Source organism: Amycolatopsis lurida, assembly GCF_900105055.1.
In the GTDB taxonomy this organism is placed as follows: Bacteria; Actinomycetota; Actinomycetes; order Mycobacteriales; family Pseudonocardiaceae; genus Amycolatopsis; species Amycolatopsis lurida.
Genome location: NZ_FNTA01000003.1, coordinates 184,411 through 202,025, shown reverse-complemented (window position 1 = coordinate 202,025; position 17,615 = coordinate 184,411). Strand labels below are relative to the sequence as shown.

Below are 17,615 nucleotides of genomic sequence, written 5' to 3'. Positions count from 1 at the left end.
CAGTTTCCCGGATCGGCTTCAGTCGTGTCTTCACCCTGGCCCCGGCCCCGTCGGTTGTCCACCAGGTTTCCGGGCATCCGGGTTGTCCAGTTCGGGCCAGGTTTGTCCGGGTGTCTTGACATCGATGTCACACGCGAGCTTTTCTCTCTTGGCGTCACCGGTTCCCCTGCGAGAAAGCATTGGTGCAACGATGCCCCGAAGCGTCAGACCTTGGGTCTGCAGCCTTCTGAGTGCCACGGTCGTGGCGTCCGGGCTGGTAGCCCTCCCTGCCACCGCCGCGGCCGAAGAGGCCCCACCGGACTTCTACTCCTCGTTCGAGCCGGGCGAACCGGAGCCGACGTGGAGCGACACCGTCGACGTCGACCCGTCCGGCCGGCCGAAGGCCTTCGGTGTCGACGGCGCGAACGCCACCACCATCCCCGGTGACATCCGCGGCAAGGTCACCGAGGTCTCCGCCAACAGCGAGAACACCCCCAACGAGGGAGTGGCGAACCTCGTCGACGGCTCGACCGACACCAAATGGCTGGCCTGGACGCCGACCGGCTGGGCGCAGATCACGCTGTCCGAGCCGACGTCGATCACCCGGTACGCGCTGTCCTCGGCGAACGATTTCGACAACCGCAACCCGCAGGACTGGACGCTCCAGGGATCCGCCGACGGTAAGTCCTGGACCGATCTGGACAAGCAGAGCGGGCAGAAGTTCAGCGAGCCGTTCCAGAAGAAGGAGTACCGCCTCGCCACCGCGAGCGCCGCGTACAAGTTCTTCCGGCTCGAGGTCACCAAGAACAACGGCGGCCCGATCCTGCAGCTCTCGGAGCTGCTGCTGGCCAACGAGGACCCGGCCCCGCCGGCGTTGCCGAACATGCGCAGCTTCACCGACAGCGGCCCGGGCAGCGGCTACACCAGCAAGAACCGGGTCGGATTCACCGGTCTGCGCGCGTTCCGCTACTCCGGCAGCCACAAGGCGCAGGGGCACGGCTGGTCGTACAACAAGATCTTCGACGTCGACATCCCGGTGGCGGCGACCTCGGAGCTGTCGTACAAGGTGCAGCCGGAGTTCATCCGCGGCGACCTCAAGTACCCGAGCACGAACGTCGCGGTGGACCTGGCGTTCACCGATGGCACCTACCTGAGCCAGCTCGGCGCGGTCGACCAGTACGGTTTCGGGCTCTCTCCGCAGGGCCAGGGCGCGAGCAAGGTGCTCTACACCAACCAGTGGAACCTGGTGCGCTCGCAGATCGGCGTGGTCGCGAAGGGCAAGACGATCGACCGGATCCTCGTCGGCTACGACAACGCCGACGGCCCGGGTTCGCTGCAGGGCTGGCTGGACGACATCAAGGTCTCGGCGACGCCGACGCCGCCGGCGAGCCTTCGCCCGTCCGACAACGTGCTGACCACGCGCGGGTCACTGTCCAACGGGTCGTTCTCGCGCGGGAACAACATGCCCGCCACCGCGGTTCCGCACGGGTTCAACTTCTGGATCCCGACGACCGACGCGGGCACGTTGAGCTGGATGTACTCGTACCACTCGCGCAACAACGAGCAGAACCTCCCGGCGCTGCAGGCGTTCTCCGCGAGCCACGCGCCGAGCCCGTGGATGGCGGACCGGCAGACCTTCCAGTTCCTGCCCTCCACCGCGTCCGGGGTGCCGAATCCCGACCGCGAGGCGCGGAAGCTGCCGTTCAAGCATTCCAACGAGACGGCGCGGGCCCATTACTACGGCGTCGACTTCGAGAACGGGATCAAGGCAGAGGTCGCGCCGACCGATCACGCGGCGCTGTACCGCTTCAAGTTCCCCGGAGCGGATTCGAACCTGATCTTCGACAACGTCAACAACAACGGCGGGCTCACGCTCGACCCGGCCGGCCGGTCCATCACCGGGTACAGCGACGTCCGCAGTGGACTCTCGGCCGGCGCGACCCGGATGTTCGTCTACGCCACCTTCGACAAGTCGGTGACCGCGGGTTCGAAGCTGTCGACCGGTTCGGGTGACCAGAAGCGGGACAACGTCCTCGGCTACCTGAAGTTCGACGCGGGCGCCGACAAGACGGTGAACATGCGGATCGCGACCTCGCTGATCAGCGTGGACCAGGCGAAGAAGAACATGGAGCAGGAGCTCGCCCCGAACGCGACGCTCGAGTCCGTGGCCGGCGCCGCGCAGAACGCGTGGGACGAGAAGCTCAAGGTCATCGAGGTCGAAGGTGCCTCGAAGGACCAGCTGATCACGCTGTACTCCAACCTGTACCGCCTGTTCCTGTACCCGAACTCGGGTTTCGAGAACGTCGGCACGGTCGAGAAGCCGGTGAAGAAGTACGCGAGCCCGGTGTCGCCCAAGGCCGGTCAGGACACTCCGACGCAGACCGGGGCGAAACTGGTCGACGGCGAGTTCTACGTCAACAACGGGTTCTGGGACACCTATCGGACGGTGTGGTCGGCGTATTCGCTGCTGAGCCCGGACACCACCGGCAAGCTCGTCGACGGTTTCGTGCAGCAGTACCGTGACGGCGGCTGGATCTCGCGCTGGTCCTCCCCCGGTTACGCGGACCTGATGACCGGGACCAGTTCGGATGCCGCGTTCGCGGACGCCTATCTCAAGGGAGTCAAGGGTTTCGACGTCCAGTCGGCCTACGACTCGGCGATCAAGAACGCCACGGTGACCCCGCCGAACGGCGCGGTCGGCCGCAAGGGCATCGACGAGGGCACGTTCCTCGGGTACGCACCGAACACCGCGGACCACGGGTTCTCGTGGGCGATCGAGGGTTATGTCAACGACAACGCGATCGCGAACATGTCGAAGAAGCTCCACGACGAGGCTCCGGCGAACGATCCGCGCAAGCAGGAATACCTGGACAACTACGGGTACTTCACCGAGCGGGCCACCCAGTACGTGAACGTGTTCGACCCGAGTGTCGGCTTCTTCCAGGGGCGTGACGCGGCGGGCAAGTTCACCCGGAGCAAGGAGGAGTTCGACCCGGAGGTCTGGGGTATCGACTACACCGAGACCAACGCCTACGGCATGCGGTTCTCGGTGCCGCAGGATGGGCAGGGCTTGGCGAACCTCTTCGGCGGCAAGGCGGGGCTGGCGTCCAAATTGGACGAGTTCTTCGCCAAGCCGGAGCAGGGTCTCAAGTTCGGCACCTATCCCGGTGTCATCCACGAGATGACCGAGGCGCGGGACGTCCGGATGGGCATGTACGCGCATTCCAACCAGGCCGCGCATCACACGCTCTACATGTACGACTACGCGGGCCAGCCGTCGAAGACGCAGGCGAAGGTCCGCGAGGCGCTGGCCAGGTTGTACGTCGGGAGCGAGCTCGGCCAGGGCTACGGCGGTGACGAGGACAACGGCGAGCAGTCGGCTTGGTGGCTGTTCGGCATGCTGGGCTTCTACCCGCTGCAGGTCGGCAGCTCGGACTACGCGATCGGCTCGCCGCTGTTCACCAAGGCGACCGTGAACCTGCCCGGCGGCAAGAAGATCGTGGTCAACGCGCCGAAGAACAGCGCGAAGAACGTCTACGTGCAGGGTCTGAAGGTGAACGGCAAGGCGCAGACGTCGACGTCGCTGCCGCATTCGGCGATCGCGAACGGCGGCACGCTGGACTTCGACATGGGCCCGACCCCGTCGTCGTGGGGTACCGGCCCGGACGACGCGCCGAAGTCGATCACCAAGGGCGACGCGGTGCCGACTCCGGTGCACGACCTGACCAAGCCGGTCTCCGGTGGGGATGCCGCGTTCTTCGACAACACGTCGCGGACCGAGGCGAAGATCAAGGCGCCGATCCAGTACCAGGTGCCCTCGACGAACGAGGCGGGTTCGTTCTACACGCTGACTTCTGGCAAGGGCGCGGGTGACGCGAAGAGCTGGGTGCTGAAGGGCTCCTACGACGGGAAGACGTGGGCGGTCGCGGATCAGCGAACCGACCAGACGTTCCAGTGGCGTCAGCAGACCAGGGCGTTCAAGATCGCGAATCCGGCGCACTACGCCCACTATCGGCTCGAGGTCACCGCGACCACGGGCGGGGAGGCGTCGCTGTCGGAATTCGAGGTGCTGGGCAAGCCCGACGCGGCATGCACGCAGACGATCACCGGCGAGCGCAAGGGTCCGCTGACCGTGCGGAACGGGGTGACCTGCGTGGACGATGCGACGATCTCCGGTCCGGTGTCGGTGTCGGCGGGTGCGAGCTTGATCGTCCGTGGCGGCTCGATCTCCGGGCCGCTGACGGCGACCGGCGCGGCGCAGGTCGTCCTGGACCGGACGAAGGTGGGCGGCCCGGTGGCGATCACCGGGACGACCGGGACGGTCTCGATCGAACTGACCGAGATCGGCGGGCCGGTGGCGTTGACGGGCAACAAGGGGCCGGTGCTGACTGCCAGCACGATCGGCGGACCTCTGGCGTGCGCGGCCAACTCCCCCGCTCCGACGGACTACGACCTGCAGAACACCGTCCGCGGCCCGGCCGCCGGGCAGTGCGCGAAGCTGTAGTCCCCCGGTAAGTACGTGAAGGCCCCCTTCATTGCGCTAGACGCAGTGAAGGGGGCCTTCACGTACTTCGGCCCCCCACGCAATTCGTCACCTACTTGCGGCCGCGGAGGATGCCGAATCCCACGAGGACGGCGGCCAGCAGGGTGAGGGCGAGACCTGCGAAGGTGAGCGCCTTCTGGAAGTCGCCTGATCGCTGGGCCGCCACGAGCGCGCCGGGGAAGACCAGCGCGAGGATGGTGCCGCTGAGCGCGATCCCGATCCCGGTCGTGACCTCGCCGGCGGTGTCGACGAGCGCGGCTCCGACGGTGGTCCGGTTCGAGGGCAGGCCGCGCATGACGTTGGTGCCCGCCACGACACCGACCACGCGCATCCCCGCCGCGACGAGGGCGAGCGCGGCGGCGATCCAGACGTAGCCGAGCCCGCCGAACACGGTGTAGACGGCGAGCCCGCACACCACCGCGGCGGCGCTGAGCCAGGCGGCCTTGGTGAGACCGACGCGGGTGATCAGCGGACCGATGAGGGCGCCGCCGGCGAGGAGGACCACCACCTGGGGCAGCATCCCCATCGCCGCCTGAGCGGGCGCCCAGCCGAGACCGAACTGGAGTTGCAGGGTCACTAGGTACCCGAGCCCGGCGGTCGCCAGCCCCGCCGCGGCTTTGAGTGCCAGACCACTGGACACGAGCGGGCGGGCGATGAGTTTCAGGTCGAGCAAGGGGTGCCGGGCGGTCTTCTCGCGGATGACGAAGCAGGTTCCGGCGGCGAGCGCGGCCACGGTGGCGCCCCAGGGCAGAACCGAGGCGGTGCCCGCTTCCACGAAAAGCGTCGGGGCGAGCAGTGCGAGGACGATCGTCGCGGTTCCCAACGCCGCGCCGGCGATGTCGATCGGATCGCGGTGCAGGTCGGCGGGATCGTCGGCGGGGATACCGGCCCGGATGCCGAGGAACGCGAGCACGGCGATCGGCGCGTTCACCAGCAGCAGCGCCTGCCACGGCGCGACCGTGAGCACCAGCCCTCCGGCGGTGGGGCCGACGGCGAGGCCGATCAGGCCCACGGTCGAGATCAGGGTGGTCGCACGGACGCGTAGCACGTCTTCGTCGAACAGGCGGAACGCGAGGGCGAGTGAGCCCGGGGTCGTCATCGCGGCCGCGACACCCATGAGCGCCCGGACGGCGATGAGCTGCCACGCGGCGGTGACGAGCGGCGTGGCCAGGCTCGCCGCTCCGAGCAGGACGAGCCCGGTGAGCATGATCTTGCGCCTGCCCACCCGGTCGGCCAGCGCGCCGAACGCCAGCATCAGGCCACCGAACACGACGGAGTAGGCGCCGGTCACCCATTGCAGGGTGGTCGTCGAGGCGGAGAGCTCACGGCCGATGGTCGGCAACGCGACGTTGAGGATCGAGTTGTCGAGCATCTCGACCAGGAAAACGGCCGAGAGCCCGGCCAGCGCGGGCCATTTCCCGGCCAGTGAGGGGCTTTGGACAGGGGAACGCATCACGTACTCCTTCGCGGTGAAGGAGTGACGGTTCGTTCGATACCGCGTATGCGCGTGCCCGGTACGGCGGGCACGTTTCTACCCCGATATCCCGATCATAGCCGGGTCGTGAGTGGTAGGCACGGTGCCTTCGGTACCTACGTGAATTCCGGCCGCGAGATTGCCGGCGACAGTGCCCCTGACCAGTGCTAACGTACGTGACGTCACTCCCTTCGGGCCGATACAGTCGCAGTGGACGTCAGCGCCGGTCTGGTACGGAATTCCCGAAGAGCGGCACCCCGACACTGGAGTGTCCACAGTGGACAAACGGGATTCGCAGAGGAAGATGGACGACGCCACGGAATTCGAGCGGCTGCGACCCGCCATGTTCGGACTGGCGTACCGTCTGCTCGGTTCTGCGGCGGAGGCGGAAGACGTCGTTCAGGACGCTTACCCGAAGTGGGCGGGCGCCGAACGCGGGTCGATCACGTCGCCGCGTGCATGGCTGGCGAAGGTGGTCACCAATCTCTGCCTGAACCGGCTGACCTCGGCCAGGGCTCAGCGGGAGCGTTACGTCGGGCCATGGTTGCCCGAACCGGTTCTGACCTCGGACGACGTGCTCGGACCGCTGGAGACGGCGGAGCAGCGGGAGTCGGTGTCGCTGGCGATGCTGGTGTTGCTGGAGCAGCTCGGCCCGGTCGAGCGTGCGGTGTTCGTGTTGAAGGAGGCCTTCGCCTACAGCCATCGTGAGATCGCCGGGATCCTCGACGTCTCCGAGGTCAACTCGCGCCAGCTGCACAGCCGCGCGCGACGGGCACTGGACCGATCGGACGAGCGACGGGTTTCGAACCCGCGACAGCTCGAGGAACTGGTCGAGAGTTTCCTGTCGGCGGCGCGGGACGGCGATTTGCCCGCTTTGGAGAGTCTGCTGACCGCCGACGTCACCGCGTGGTCGGATGGGGGCGGCAAGGCCACCGCGGCCCGGCGTCCGGTGCACGGCGCGGCGAAGGTCGCGCGGCTCTACGCCGGGATGTTCGCCGGCGTCGGACAGGTGTCGATCGAGATCCTCGAGGTCAACGGCGGTCCGGCCGTGGTCGCGACGGCCGGTGACGTCCTGTACGGCATCCTCGGGTTCGAGGTGGTGGACGGGCGGATCCGCGGGCTTCGCGCGGTCGCGAATCCGGAGAAGCTCGCGTTCCTTTCGGGACAGTTGTCACGTTCCGGGCAGCCCGCCGGTTCTTGAGGGTGGAAGCTCTCGCGAACGGAGGATCAACGTGACGAACCCGATTCTGGTGACCGGCGGTACCGGCGATCTCGGCCGCGAAGTCGTGCGGCGGCTGGTGGCCGAAGGTCGGCCGGTCCGGATCATGAGCAGGCGACCGCGTCCCGCCGGGGAACCGAACGAATGGGCGCGGTGCGATCTGAAGACCGGTGACGGCCTCGCCGAGGCGGTCGAGGGTGTCCCGGCGATCGTCCATTGCGCGTCGACGCTGGGCCGCGGGGACGAGCAGGTGACGCGGAACCTGGTCGAGGCGGCGAAACGGGCAGGCGGTCCGCATCTGGTGTACATCTCGATCGTCGGTATCGACGTGATCCGATTCTTCTACTACGGCGAGAAGCTGGCCTCGGAGAAGCTGATCGAAGAGTCCGGTCTGCCGTGGACGGTGCTGCGCGCGACGCAGTTCCACGAGCTCGTCGCGCGGGCGTCGTCGGCGCAGCGGCGGCTGCCGGTGACGTTCATGCCGTCGGGGTTCCGGTTCCAGCCGGTCAGCACCGCCGATGTCGCGGACAGGCTGGTCGAGCTGGTGTCCGGCGAACCGTCGGGGCGGGTGCCGGACATCGGCGGCCCAGAGGTGCGAAGCGCCCGTGACCTGGCGGAGGCGTATCAGCGGTCGGTGGGACGCCGGAAGCCGATCGTGTCGCTGTGGCTGCCGGGTAAGGCGGCGCGGGCGTTCCGGGAGGGCGGCAACCTGACACCGGAGAACGCGACCGGCTCGGGCACTTTCGAGGAGTTCCTTTCCTCACGCGTTTAGTCCTCTGGATGCGGCACACCGAGCCGCGCTCACGCCTCCGAGTTACGGTGGCCTGGTGACGATCACCGGGTTCTTCTCCTCCTTCGAAACGGGTGATCCGCAGCCGGTGGATCCGGCCCTGCGCGTCGGCACCGGCCCGGCGTCGTCGCCGACCGCGAAGGCCGGTGTCGGGTTCACCGGCGCGCACGCCCTCCGCTACGAGAACACGCTGCGCGCGACCGTGTTCGAAGTGGACGTCGAGGTCACCGGCGACACCGAACTGTCCTATGTGGTCTTCCCCGAAGCCGGGACCGGCTACCGAGGCACTTTCGTGGCGCTGGATGTCGAGTTCTCCGACGGGACGCCGGCCGGGTTCAGCGCCACGGAGCAGGGGTTGGACAAGACGCTGTACGTGGACCAGTGGAATCTCGTGCGCCGCCGGCTCGGCGACTTCGCCGGACGGCGGATCGCCCGGATCGTCCTGGTCAGCGAGCCACCGGACGGCGAGAGCGCGGGCTGGGTGGACGACGTCCGGATCACCGAGCGCACGGTCGAAATCCGTGAGCCGGTCGACCACGTCCGCACCACCCGCGGCACGCATTCCAGCGACAAGTTCTCCCGGGGCAACAACTTCCCCGCGACCGCGGTCCCGCACGGCTTCAACTTCTGGACCCCGGTCACCGACGCGGCCGCCACGAACTGGATCTACAGCTACCACCGGCACAACGACGCCGCGAACCGCCCGGCGCTGCAGGCGTTCGCGCTGTCGCATCAGCCGAGTCCGTGGATGGGCGACCGGCACACCTTCCAGGTCATGCCGGGGATCGGTCCGGTCGAGGCCGACCGGACCAAACGCGCGCTCGCGTTCTCCCATGACGACGAGATCGACCGGCCGCATCACTACGGCGTCCGGTTCGCCAACGGCGTCACCACCGACATCGTCCCGGCGGATCACGCGGCGCTGTTCCGCTTCACCTTCCCGGGTGATCGCGGGTGGCTGTTGTTCGACAACGCCCGCAACCGGGGCGGGTTGCGGCTCGACGCGGCGAACGGTGTGGTCACCGGCCACACCTGGGTGCGCAGCCGGTTGTCGGCCGGGGCGCGGCGGATGTTCGTGCACGCCGAGTTCGACGTCCCGGCCGAACGCGGCGCGAGGATCCGGCGCCCGGTGTGGCGCACGGTGACCGGATTCCTGGAGTTCGCCGCGGGCGAGGTGACGATGCGGATCGCGACGTCGCTGATCAGCCTCGCGCAGGCCAAACGGAACCTCGACCAGGAAATTCCGGCGGGCATGACCTTCGAGCAAGTCCGTGACCAGGCCCGCGCGCAGTGGGCCGGGGTGCTGGACCGGATTGAGATCGAGGGCGCGACCGAGGACCAGCGCACCACGTTCTACTCGAACCTCTACCGGCTGTTTCTGTATCCGAACTCCGCGCACGAAGTCACCCCGAAAGGTGTCCGTCACGCGAGCCCGGTGATCCGCCGCCTCTGGCCCAGCACGCGCACCAGGACCGGCGCGAAGGTCGTCGACGGCGAGATGTACGTCAACAACGGCTTCTGGGACACCTATCGCACCACGTGGCCCGCGTACGCCCTGCTCACGCCCGGCCGGTGCGGGAAGATGATCGACGGGTTCGTCCAGCAGTACCGGGAAGGCGGCTGGATCTCGCGCTGGTCCTCCCCCGGCTACGCCAACCTCATGACCGGCACGAGTTCCGACGTCGCGTTCGCCGACGCCTACCTCAAAGGCGTGCGCGGGTTCGACGTCGAGGCCGCCTACGAGGCGGCGCTGAAGAACGCGACGGTGACGCCGCGCGGGCAGAGCGTCGGCCGCAAGGGCCTCCACGAGTCGATCTTCCTCGGCTTCACGCCGACGTCGGTCCACGAAGGTCTGTCTTGGGCGCTGGAAGGCTGCATCAACGACTTCGGCCTGGCCAATTTCGCCGAAGCGCTCGGGCGCCACGACGACGCCGCGTACTTCCGGCAGCGTTCGCGGCAGTACGCGAACCACTTCGACCACCTGATCGGGTTCTTCCAGGGTCGCAACCGTGACGGCAGCCGTCATTTCGCGGCCGAGGGCTACGACCCCGAGGCGTGGGGCGGCGACTTCACCGAGACGAACTCCTGGAACACCGCGTTCTCCGTGCCCCACGACGGTGCCGGGCTCGCCGCGCTGCACGGCGGCACCGAAGCGCTGGAGTCCAAACTGGACACTTTCTTCGCGACCCCGGAGACCGGCCGCAAACCCGGTTCCTATGGTGGGCTGATCCACGAGATGACCGAGGCCCGCGACGTCCGGATGGGACAGTACGGACATTCCAACCAGCCGTCGCACCACATCCCTTGGATCTATCACTACGCGGGCGCGCCTGCGAAGACGCAGCGGATCGTGCGGGAGGTCCTGCGGAAGCTCTACGTCGGAAGCGATCTCGGCCAGGGCTATCCGGGCGACGAGGACAACGGCGAGATGTCCGCTTGGTACGTCTTCGCCGCTCTCGGGTTCTATCCGCTGGCGATGGGCAGCCCCGAGTACGTGATCGGCGCGCCGCTGTTCACGAGGGCGACCGTCCATCTGGAGAACGGGAAGGACCTGGTCGTCGAGGCGCCCGGCAACACCACCGACACCGTGTACGTCCAAGAGCTCACGATCGACGGACGTCCGCACGACAGCGGCACACTCGCGCATTCCGCCCTCGCCGAGGGCGCCGTGCTGAGGTTCACGATGGGTGAGCAGCCGTCGGAGTGGGGCCGCTCCCCCGCCGAGCCCGCCGACCCGCGACCGCTCACGGACATCACGGTGCCCGACGGCCCACTGTTCGACGACACCACCAAGACCGAGATCACCTTCCCCGAGCGCGAACCGGTCATCGAGTTCCCTGTCGAGGACGGATCGCGGGAGGTGGTGATGTACACGCTGACCTCGGGCAGCCGCCGGGGCGACCCGCGCTCGTGGGTGCTGGAGGGGTCCGACGACGGCGAGCACTGGACGCTGCTGGACCAACGTGAAGGCGAGCAGTTCCGGTGGCGCCGTCAGACGCGGCCGTTCGCCCTCGCCGGGCCGGCACGGCACGCCCGATACCGTCTTCGCGTCACCTCGTCCACCGCCCGGCGGGTCACCCTCGCCCAAGGAGAGCTGCTCGCCCGATGATCACCCGCATCACCCAGGCCACGACCGACCGTCTGGTCGCCTCCGATCCAGGCCTGGTCCGGCTCCGGCTCGGCTTCTCGGCCGTCCTCAGCATCATCGTCGCGGTGCTGGGGATCCTGCCGTTCCACCAGCCGCTCACGGTCACCCTCGTCGCCGCGATCGCCGCGATGACCTCCGCCTTCACCGTCAACGACGAGACCCCGGGAAAGCAGGCGGTGACGCTGGTGCTGGGGCTCGTGCTCGGCGCGGCATCGCTCACCGCGGCGAGCGTCGGCTCGGCCGTACCGCCGCTCGACAGCATCGTGTTCGTCCTGCTGATCTTCGTCGCGGTCTACGCCCAGCGGTTCGGCTCGCGCGGGATCGCGTTGGGCTCGCTGTCGTTCTTCCTGTTCTTCTTCGCGATGTTCCTGCAGACGCATTTGAAGCAGGTCCCGGCGCTGCTGCTGGCGCTGACCATCGGGATCGCGGCCAACGCGGTGGTGCGGTTCGTCCTGGTGCGCAGGCACACCGACGCGGAGTTCCTCCGGATCCGGCGGGCGTTCCGGGCCCGGCTGGCCGCGGTGGTGCGCGCGGCCGAGGACCACCTCGCGGTGGGCGGCAGCGAGCGCACCCGCAAACGGCTCCGCAGGACGAACGCCCGCATGCACGAGTCCGTCCTGCTCATCGAGGACACCGCCCCGGAGGTGACCGGAGCGGATTCGGTGAACCGGCTCCGCCGTCGCGCGATCGAGGTCGAGCTGGCGGTGCAGTGGCTGACGATCACGGTGCAGCGCACCTGTGCCGAAGACCTCGACGACGACGTCCGCGACGATCTGATCGCGCGGATGCGGCGCTTCCGGTCGCTGATCGAGCGCGACCCGCGGGAGCTGCCGCTGATCAGCGAGACCGAAGAGTTCAGCAAGATGCTGGTGGAAGGCAGCCGGATCGACGAGCACGCCGCGCCCGGCGACGGCGTCCGCCGCGCGCTCGCCGAACTCGCGCTGGCCGACGTGCGCGCACAGCGGGTGGCCGAGCACGACGTCTCCGATGCCGCCGACGATCCCGAAGACCCCGAGGAGGAGAAGTCGTCGGCGTTCGCCTACGACAACCAGACACGCAGCGCCATCCAGGCCGTGGTGGGCGGCGGGCTGGCCGTGCTCGGCGGGGAGCTGGTGTCGAGCCAGCGGTGGTACTGGGCCGTGCTGACCGTGTTCGTGGTGTTCATCGGCTCGTCGACCGCGGGGGCGACGTTCGTCAAAGGTGTCCGGCGGCTCGGCGGCACACTGATCGGCATCGTGGGCGGGCTGGTGCTGACGCTGCTGGTGTCGGGCAGCGTGCCGGCGACGCTGGCGCTGATCCTGGTGTGCGTGTTCGGCATGGTCTACATGGCGCGGGTGTCGCAGGTGATCATGGCGTTCTTCATCACCAGCATGCTCGGGCTGCTGTACAGCCTGCTGGGGACGTTCAGCATCGAGGTGCTGTGGATCCGGGTCGCGGAGACCGCCGTGGGCGCGGCGGCCGGGGTACTGGCCGCGGTGGTGATCGTGCCGGTGCGAACCCGGGCGGTGATGCTGGACGACGTCTCGGCACTGCTGGAGGAACTGGACGAGTTCGTCGAGAAGGCGGCGGGGCTGCTGTCCGGCGCCGAGAACGTGAGCGTCATCGAGAAGTCCCGTGACCTGGACCGGGCGGTGGACAAGGTCCGCACGACGATCGAGCCGCTCACCCATCCGGTGAATCTCAGCAGCCGTCGTGACTACGGCTGGCACGTACTCACGACGGTGGAGACGATCGCCTTCCGCGCCCGCCACGTCGCGGCCCGGTCCCAGCCCGGGCTCCTGCTCAACGAAGCGGACCGGCTGCTGCTGTACACCGGACGGATCCGGGAGAACACCGCGGTCCTGAGGAAGGCGATCGGGGACCCCGGCGTTTCGGGGCACGGGACGCTGATCCGGGACGACGGCACGCCGGTGGCGGACCGGATCGACGATCCGCGGGCGCGTTCGGTACTCACCAGCCTCGGGCACCTCGACGAGACGGTGATCGCGCTGGGCCGCGTGTTCGGGGTCGAGGCCACCGATCCGGAGCCCTCCGGGAAGTCGTGAGTGGTAAGGACGGTTAGAACCGTCCTTACCACTCACGAGCCGTCAGGGGTCAGCTCTTCGGTTTGGGACAGTTCTTCCACGAGAAGTGATACGTGGTCTTGATCGAACCGTCGGTCGAATCCATCGTGACGAAACTGGTGGTCTTCTTCGGATCGGAAGTGCCGACCCCGGCCCGCAGTTCCGTGTTGATGTTGAAGTTCCGGTCTTCACCGCAGGGTTTGTAGACGATGGCGCCGACTTCGATGTTGTCGGTGAACTGCCAGTTGTCTTCGAACGGGCCTTTGAGGCTGTGATTCACATAGGACGTCGGGGAATTGCCCTGGAAGTAGTAGTTGGCCCGTTCCAGCCCGGTGGCTCCCGCGGCCAAAGAGGCGAAGCCGCGGTAATCGGTGCCCGCGATGCCGTAGGTGAATCCTTGCGGCACGTGGACGTACAGATTGAGCTGGCAATTCTTGCGCAGATCGGTGGGTTTCGCGCCGACGCCGACCTGGGCGGTGTATTCGCTGTAGGTGACGGTGAACGCGGTGTTGTCCGGTGAGACGGAAACGGCCGCCGTACCGGGTCTGCATCCGGTTCCGTTGACGGTCACGACGTCGATGACTATTTTGTCGGACGGCAACGGAGGCGGCACCCAGGCGTTCGGGGTGATGGCCGAAGTGAAAAGCGTTACGGCAGCAACCAGCGCGTTGAGCATGGGATCCTTCCCGAAGCTTCCACACGGCGGATCCGGCCGGATTCGATGTCAGCGAGACGTTCTTCTCCGGGTCGGCCGCCGATCGGGCGAAAACGGTTTCGGTCACCGAGCAGGGGTGACCGCCGAAAATGAGGTCGTCGAGATGGCTCGCCGCCGCCGGACAGGCGGCGGCGAGCGGCGAAACCCTCGTTCAGGGCAGCCAAGACCCTGGCCGGGGCATGGGTGGGACGGCCTTCTTCCGGACCAGGAAGCAGGCCGTCACCCGGGAACAGAGGTCAGGAGGTCGGGCAGGTCTTCCACGAGAAGTGGTAGGTGGTCTTGAACGCGCCGTCGGTCGAATCCATCGTGATGAAACTGGTGGTCTTCTTCGGATCCGACGAACCGGCGCCGACCCTCAGTTCCGTGTTCACGTTGAGGTTCCGATCCTCACCGCAGGGTTTGTAGATGATGACGCCACCCTCGGCCTCGTCACGGAATTGCCAGTTGTCCGAAATCGGCCCGTTGACGGGATGACTGACATGCGCGGTCGGCGAATTCCCCTGGAAGTAGTAATTCGCCCGCTGGAGCGCCTTCGCGCCGGATTCGAGGTGGGCGAAACCGCGGTAATCGGCACTGGCGATGCCGTAGGTGAATCCCTGCGGAACGTGGATGTTGAGGTTGAGCTGGCAGTTCTTCCTGAAGTCGGTGGGTTTCGCGCCGACGCCGACCTGGGCGGTGTATTCGCTGTAGGTGACGGTGAACGCGGTGTTGTCCTTGGCGACGGCGACCGCGGAAGAACCCGGCGGACATCCGGAACCGTTGACGGTGACGACGTCGATGACGACGCGGTCGGGCGGCGGTCCCGGCGGCGGGGACATGCTGTTCGGTGTTATTATCGACGAGAAAAGGGATACGGCGGCAACCATTGCGCTGAGCATGGGGTCCTTCCCGAAAACTTCCACACGGGGGGCGGGGAACTGGGCGGACTCATGTTAGCGAAACGATCTTCACGATGCCGCCCGCCGATCGGACGCAAACCTCCCGGCAATCGGTTCATGAAATGCGATTATGGTCTGTAACCGTTTTCCGCATCCCAGGGGAACACCGTTGTCCCCGGAAAACACCATTCACTTCGCACGATATGAAAAAGGCTTTCGCGGGTTCGCCGTTGACGATTCCGAAGAGACACGGCGTTTCCGACCGCTCGTTCCCCTGCGTACCGATGCGCCGGAGCGCGTGAGCCGGGTCACCCGGCGGCGCGACGCGGCCGCGGACCGCATCGATCAAGAAAACAGTGACTGGACGCACCCGAACGGCGACTCGGGACAGGACTAGCATCGCGGTACAAGTCGATGTCGCCTCAAGCTGGAGAACCGCAATGACCCAAGCCCCTGTCAACGTCACCGTCACCGGTGCGGCCGGCCAGATCGGCTACGCGCTGCTCTTCCGCATCGCGTCCGGTCAGCTGCTCGGCCCGGACACCCCGGTGAAGCTGCGGCTCCTGGAGATCCCGCAGGCGGTCAAGGCGGCTGAGGGCACCGCGATGGAACTCGAAGACGGCGCGTTCCCGCTGCTGTCGGGCATCGACATCTTCGACGACCCGAAGCAGGCCTTCGAGGGCGCGAACGTCGCCCTGCTCGTCGGCGCCCGTCCCCGCGCCAAGGGCATGGAGCGCGGCGACCTGCTCGAGGCCAACGGTGGCATCTTCAAGCCGCAGGGTGAGGCCATCAACGCCGGCGCGGCGAGCGACATCAAGGTCCTCGTGGTCGGCAACCCGGCCAACACCAACGCCCTCATCGCGCAGGCGCACGCGCCCGACGTCCCGGCCGACCGCTTCACCGCGATGACCCGCCTCGACCACAACCGCGCCCTCGCGCAGCTGTCGAAGAAGCTGGGCGTGCCGGTGACCGAACTGAAGAAGGTCGCGATCTGGGGCAACCACTCCGCGACCCAGTACCCGTCGATCGCGCACGCCGAGGTGTCCGGCAAGCCCGCGACCGAGGTCATCACCGACCAGCAGTGGCTGGCCGACGACTTCATCCCGACCGTCGCCAAGCGCGGCGCGGCGATCATCGAGGCCCGTGGCCTGTCCTCCGCGGCGTCGGCGGCCTCCGCCGCGATCGACCACGTGTACACCTGGGTCAACGGCACCCCCGAGGGCGACTGGACCTCGGCGGCGGTCGTGTCCGACGGTTCCTACGGTGTCCCGGAGGGCCTGATCTCCTCGTTCCCGGTCACCGCCTCGAACGGCGAGTACAAGATCGTCCAGGGCCTGGAGATCGACGACTTCTCGCGCGCCCGCATCGACGCTTCGGTCAACGAGCTGGCCGAAGAGCGCGACGCGGTGAAGAAGCTCGGCCTCATCTGAGCCTGAACCACCTCACGAAGGCGGCCGTGTCCCCCGGGACGCGGCCGCCTTTTCGCCGCCGATGATCGTGTCGAGATTCGCGCGGGTGGTCTCCAGCTCACCGATCGCGTCGTCGATCCGGCTCCGCTGCTCCCGCAGCGCCTCGACCAGCTCCGGGCACTCAGGCGTCAGCCAGCCGTCCTCGTCGACGATGCACGGCAGGATCTCCAGGATCTGCGCGGTGTTCAGCCCGGCCGCGAGCAGGATCCTGATCCGCCGCACCGCCGCCACGTCGGCGTCCCCGTAAACGCGATAGCCGCTCGGCCGCCGCTCCGGGGTGAGCAGACCCTGCTCCTCGTAGTACCGCAGCGCACGCTCGCTGACGCCGGTCCGCCGCGCGAGCTCCCCGATCCGCATCCGCACTCCAGACTTGACTCTCACGTCAATGTCAAGGTTTAGCTTAGCCGCCATGACCACCGTGACCGTCCTCGGACTCGGCCCCATGGGCCACGCCCTCGCCACCGCGTTCGCCGCCGCCGAGCACTCCACCACCGTGTGGAATCGCACTCCTGGCAAGGAAAACGGCCTCGACGCCGCCGTCGCCACGACCGCCGTGGAGGCGATCGAGGCAAGCCCGCTGGTGATCGTCTGCGTCCGCGACTACGCCGTGGCACAGTCGGTCCTCGACACCGACGCCCTCAAAGGCCGCACCCTCGTCAACCTCAGCGGCGGCTCACCACGACAAGCCAGCTCGATGGCGACCTGGGCCGCCGAGCACGGCATCGACTACCTCGACGGCGTGATCATGGCCACCACCGACGCGATCGGCGGCCCGGACGCGGCCCTGTTCTTCAGCGGCCCCGCCGACGTCTACGAAGCACACCGGCCCACGCTGGCCGCGCTCGGCGAGAACGCGCAGCACGTCGGCGACTCCCCCGGCCAGGCCGCCGCGTTCGACGCGGCCCTGCAGGACATGCTCTGGACCTCCATGAGCGGAGTGATCCACATGCTCGCGCTCGCGAAGGCGGAGAACATCGGCGCCACCGACATCGCCGCGCGCGCCAAGGCACTGCTCGGCTTCTTCCCCGCCATGATCGACCTGCTGGCCGAGCAGGTCGACGCCGAGAACTACTCCGGCGACGCCGGCACCCTCGAATCCACCGCCGCGACGATGGACCACATCCTCGACGCGATCCGCGCGCAAGGCCTCGACAACGGCGTCCTCACCGCTGCCCGAGCCCAAGTGCAGCGAGCGATCGACACCGGCCACGGCTCCGACGGCTTCGCCAGGCTCGCCGCCCTCTAGGAGCGGAACTGCCGCCCCGGCCCCATCCCGAGCTTCTGCGCCGCACTGACCAGCGGCCACGCGGCCGTGTCGTCCGGACAGTCACGTTAAG

12 protein-coding genes are annotated in these 17,615 nt (G+C 67.8%); 8 read left to right on the top strand and 4 right to left on the bottom strand.

Features of this window, described 5'->3' with window-relative positions; genetic code table 11:
• Positions 1 to 190: 190 nt before the first annotated feature.
• Positions 191 to 4,483: a GH92 family glycosyl hydrolase gene (locus tag BLW75_RS03290; RefSeq protein WP_034318507.1), complete on the top strand. Its 4,293-nt coding sequence runs from the start codon at positions 191 to 193 to the stop codon at positions 4,481 to 4,483.
• Positions 4,484 to 4,574: 91 nt separating this feature from the next.
• Here the strand turns inward: BLW75_RS03290 and BLW75_RS03285 are convergent, their stop codons facing one another.
• Positions 4,575 to 5,975: an MFS transporter gene (locus BLW75_RS03285; protein WP_034318510.1), complete on the bottom strand. Its 1,401-nt coding sequence runs from the start codon at positions 5,973 to 5,975 to the stop codon at positions 4,575 to 4,577.
• A gap of 325 nt (positions 5,976 to 6,300) precedes the next feature.
• On the opposite strand from BLW75_RS03285, the gene BLW75_RS03280 reads away from it, so the two are divergent.
• From BLW75_RS03280 to BLW75_RS03265, 4 genes are read left to right on the top strand one after another with little or no spacing between them, the layout of a single operon-like run.
• A complete protein-coding gene (locus tag BLW75_RS03280; RefSeq protein WP_034318700.1) occupies positions 6,301 to 7,197 on the top strand; it encodes an RNA polymerase sigma-70 factor in 897 nt (298 codons plus the stop codon).
• Positions 7,198 to 7,228: 31 nt separating this feature from the next.
• A complete protein-coding gene (locus BLW75_RS03275; protein ID WP_034318514.1) occupies positions 7,229 to 7,987 on the top strand; it encodes an SDR family oxidoreductase in 759 nt (252 codons plus the stop codon).
• Positions 7,988 to 8,042: 55 nt separating this feature from the next.
• Complete coding sequence (locus tag BLW75_RS03270) at positions 8,043 to 11,114, top strand: GH92 family glycosyl hydrolase (protein ID WP_034318517.1); 3,072 nt, start codon at positions 8,043 to 8,045, stop codon at positions 11,112 to 11,114.
• Entirely contained in the window at positions 11,111 to 13,198 is a 2,088-nt protein-coding gene (locus BLW75_RS03265; protein ID WP_034318519.1) for an FUSC family protein, read from the top strand. The genes BLW75_RS03270 and BLW75_RS03265 overlap by 4 nt, the downstream gene beginning before the upstream one ends.
• Before the next feature lie 49 nt (positions 13,199 to 13,247).
• On the opposite strand, the gene BLW75_RS03260 is transcribed toward BLW75_RS03265, so the two are convergent.
• Positions 13,248 to 13,892, bottom strand: coding sequence for a DUF4360 domain-containing protein (locus BLW75_RS03260; RefSeq protein ID WP_034318522.1), 645 nt, complete (start codon positions 13,890 to 13,892; stop codon positions 13,248 to 13,250).
• Positions 13,893 to 14,167: 275 nt separating this feature from the next.
• Positions 14,168 to 14,749 (bottom strand): DUF4360 domain-containing protein, encoded by a 582-nt coding sequence (locus tag BLW75_RS03255; protein ID WP_091596675.1) that lies wholly within the window; start codon positions 14,747 to 14,749, stop codon positions 14,168 to 14,170.
• Positions 14,750 to 14,978: 229 nt separating this feature from the next.
• Here BLW75_RS03255 and BLW75_RS42115 point away from each other — a divergent pair, with 229 nt between their 5' ends.
• Positions 14,979 to 15,206 (top strand): hypothetical protein, encoded by a 228-nt coding sequence (locus tag BLW75_RS42115; RefSeq protein ID WP_143055287.1) that lies wholly within the window; start codon positions 14,979 to 14,981, stop codon positions 15,204 to 15,206.
• A gap of 43 nt (positions 15,207 to 15,249) precedes the next feature.
• Positions 15,250 to 16,239, top strand: coding sequence for a malate dehydrogenase (locus BLW75_RS03250; RefSeq protein ID WP_034318525.1), 990 nt, complete (start codon positions 15,250 to 15,252; stop codon positions 16,237 to 16,239).
• 12 nt (positions 16,240 to 16,251) lie between these two features.
• Here the strand turns inward: BLW75_RS03250 and BLW75_RS03245 are convergent, their stop codons facing one another.
• Positions 16,252 to 16,635 carry a MerR family transcriptional regulator gene (locus BLW75_RS03245; protein WP_034318528.1) on the bottom strand — a complete coding sequence of 128 codons (384 nt, stop codon included), beginning with the start codon at positions 16,633 to 16,635 and terminating at the stop codon, positions 16,252 to 16,254.
• Between the two features lie 52 nt (positions 16,636 to 16,687).
• On the opposite strand from BLW75_RS03245, the gene BLW75_RS03240 reads away from it, so the two are divergent.
• Entirely contained in the window at positions 16,688 to 17,524 is an 837-nt protein-coding gene (locus tag BLW75_RS03240) for an NAD(P)-dependent oxidoreductase (RefSeq protein ID WP_091596672.1), read from the top strand.
• The last annotated feature ends 91 nt before the right edge of the window (positions 17,525 to 17,615 follow it).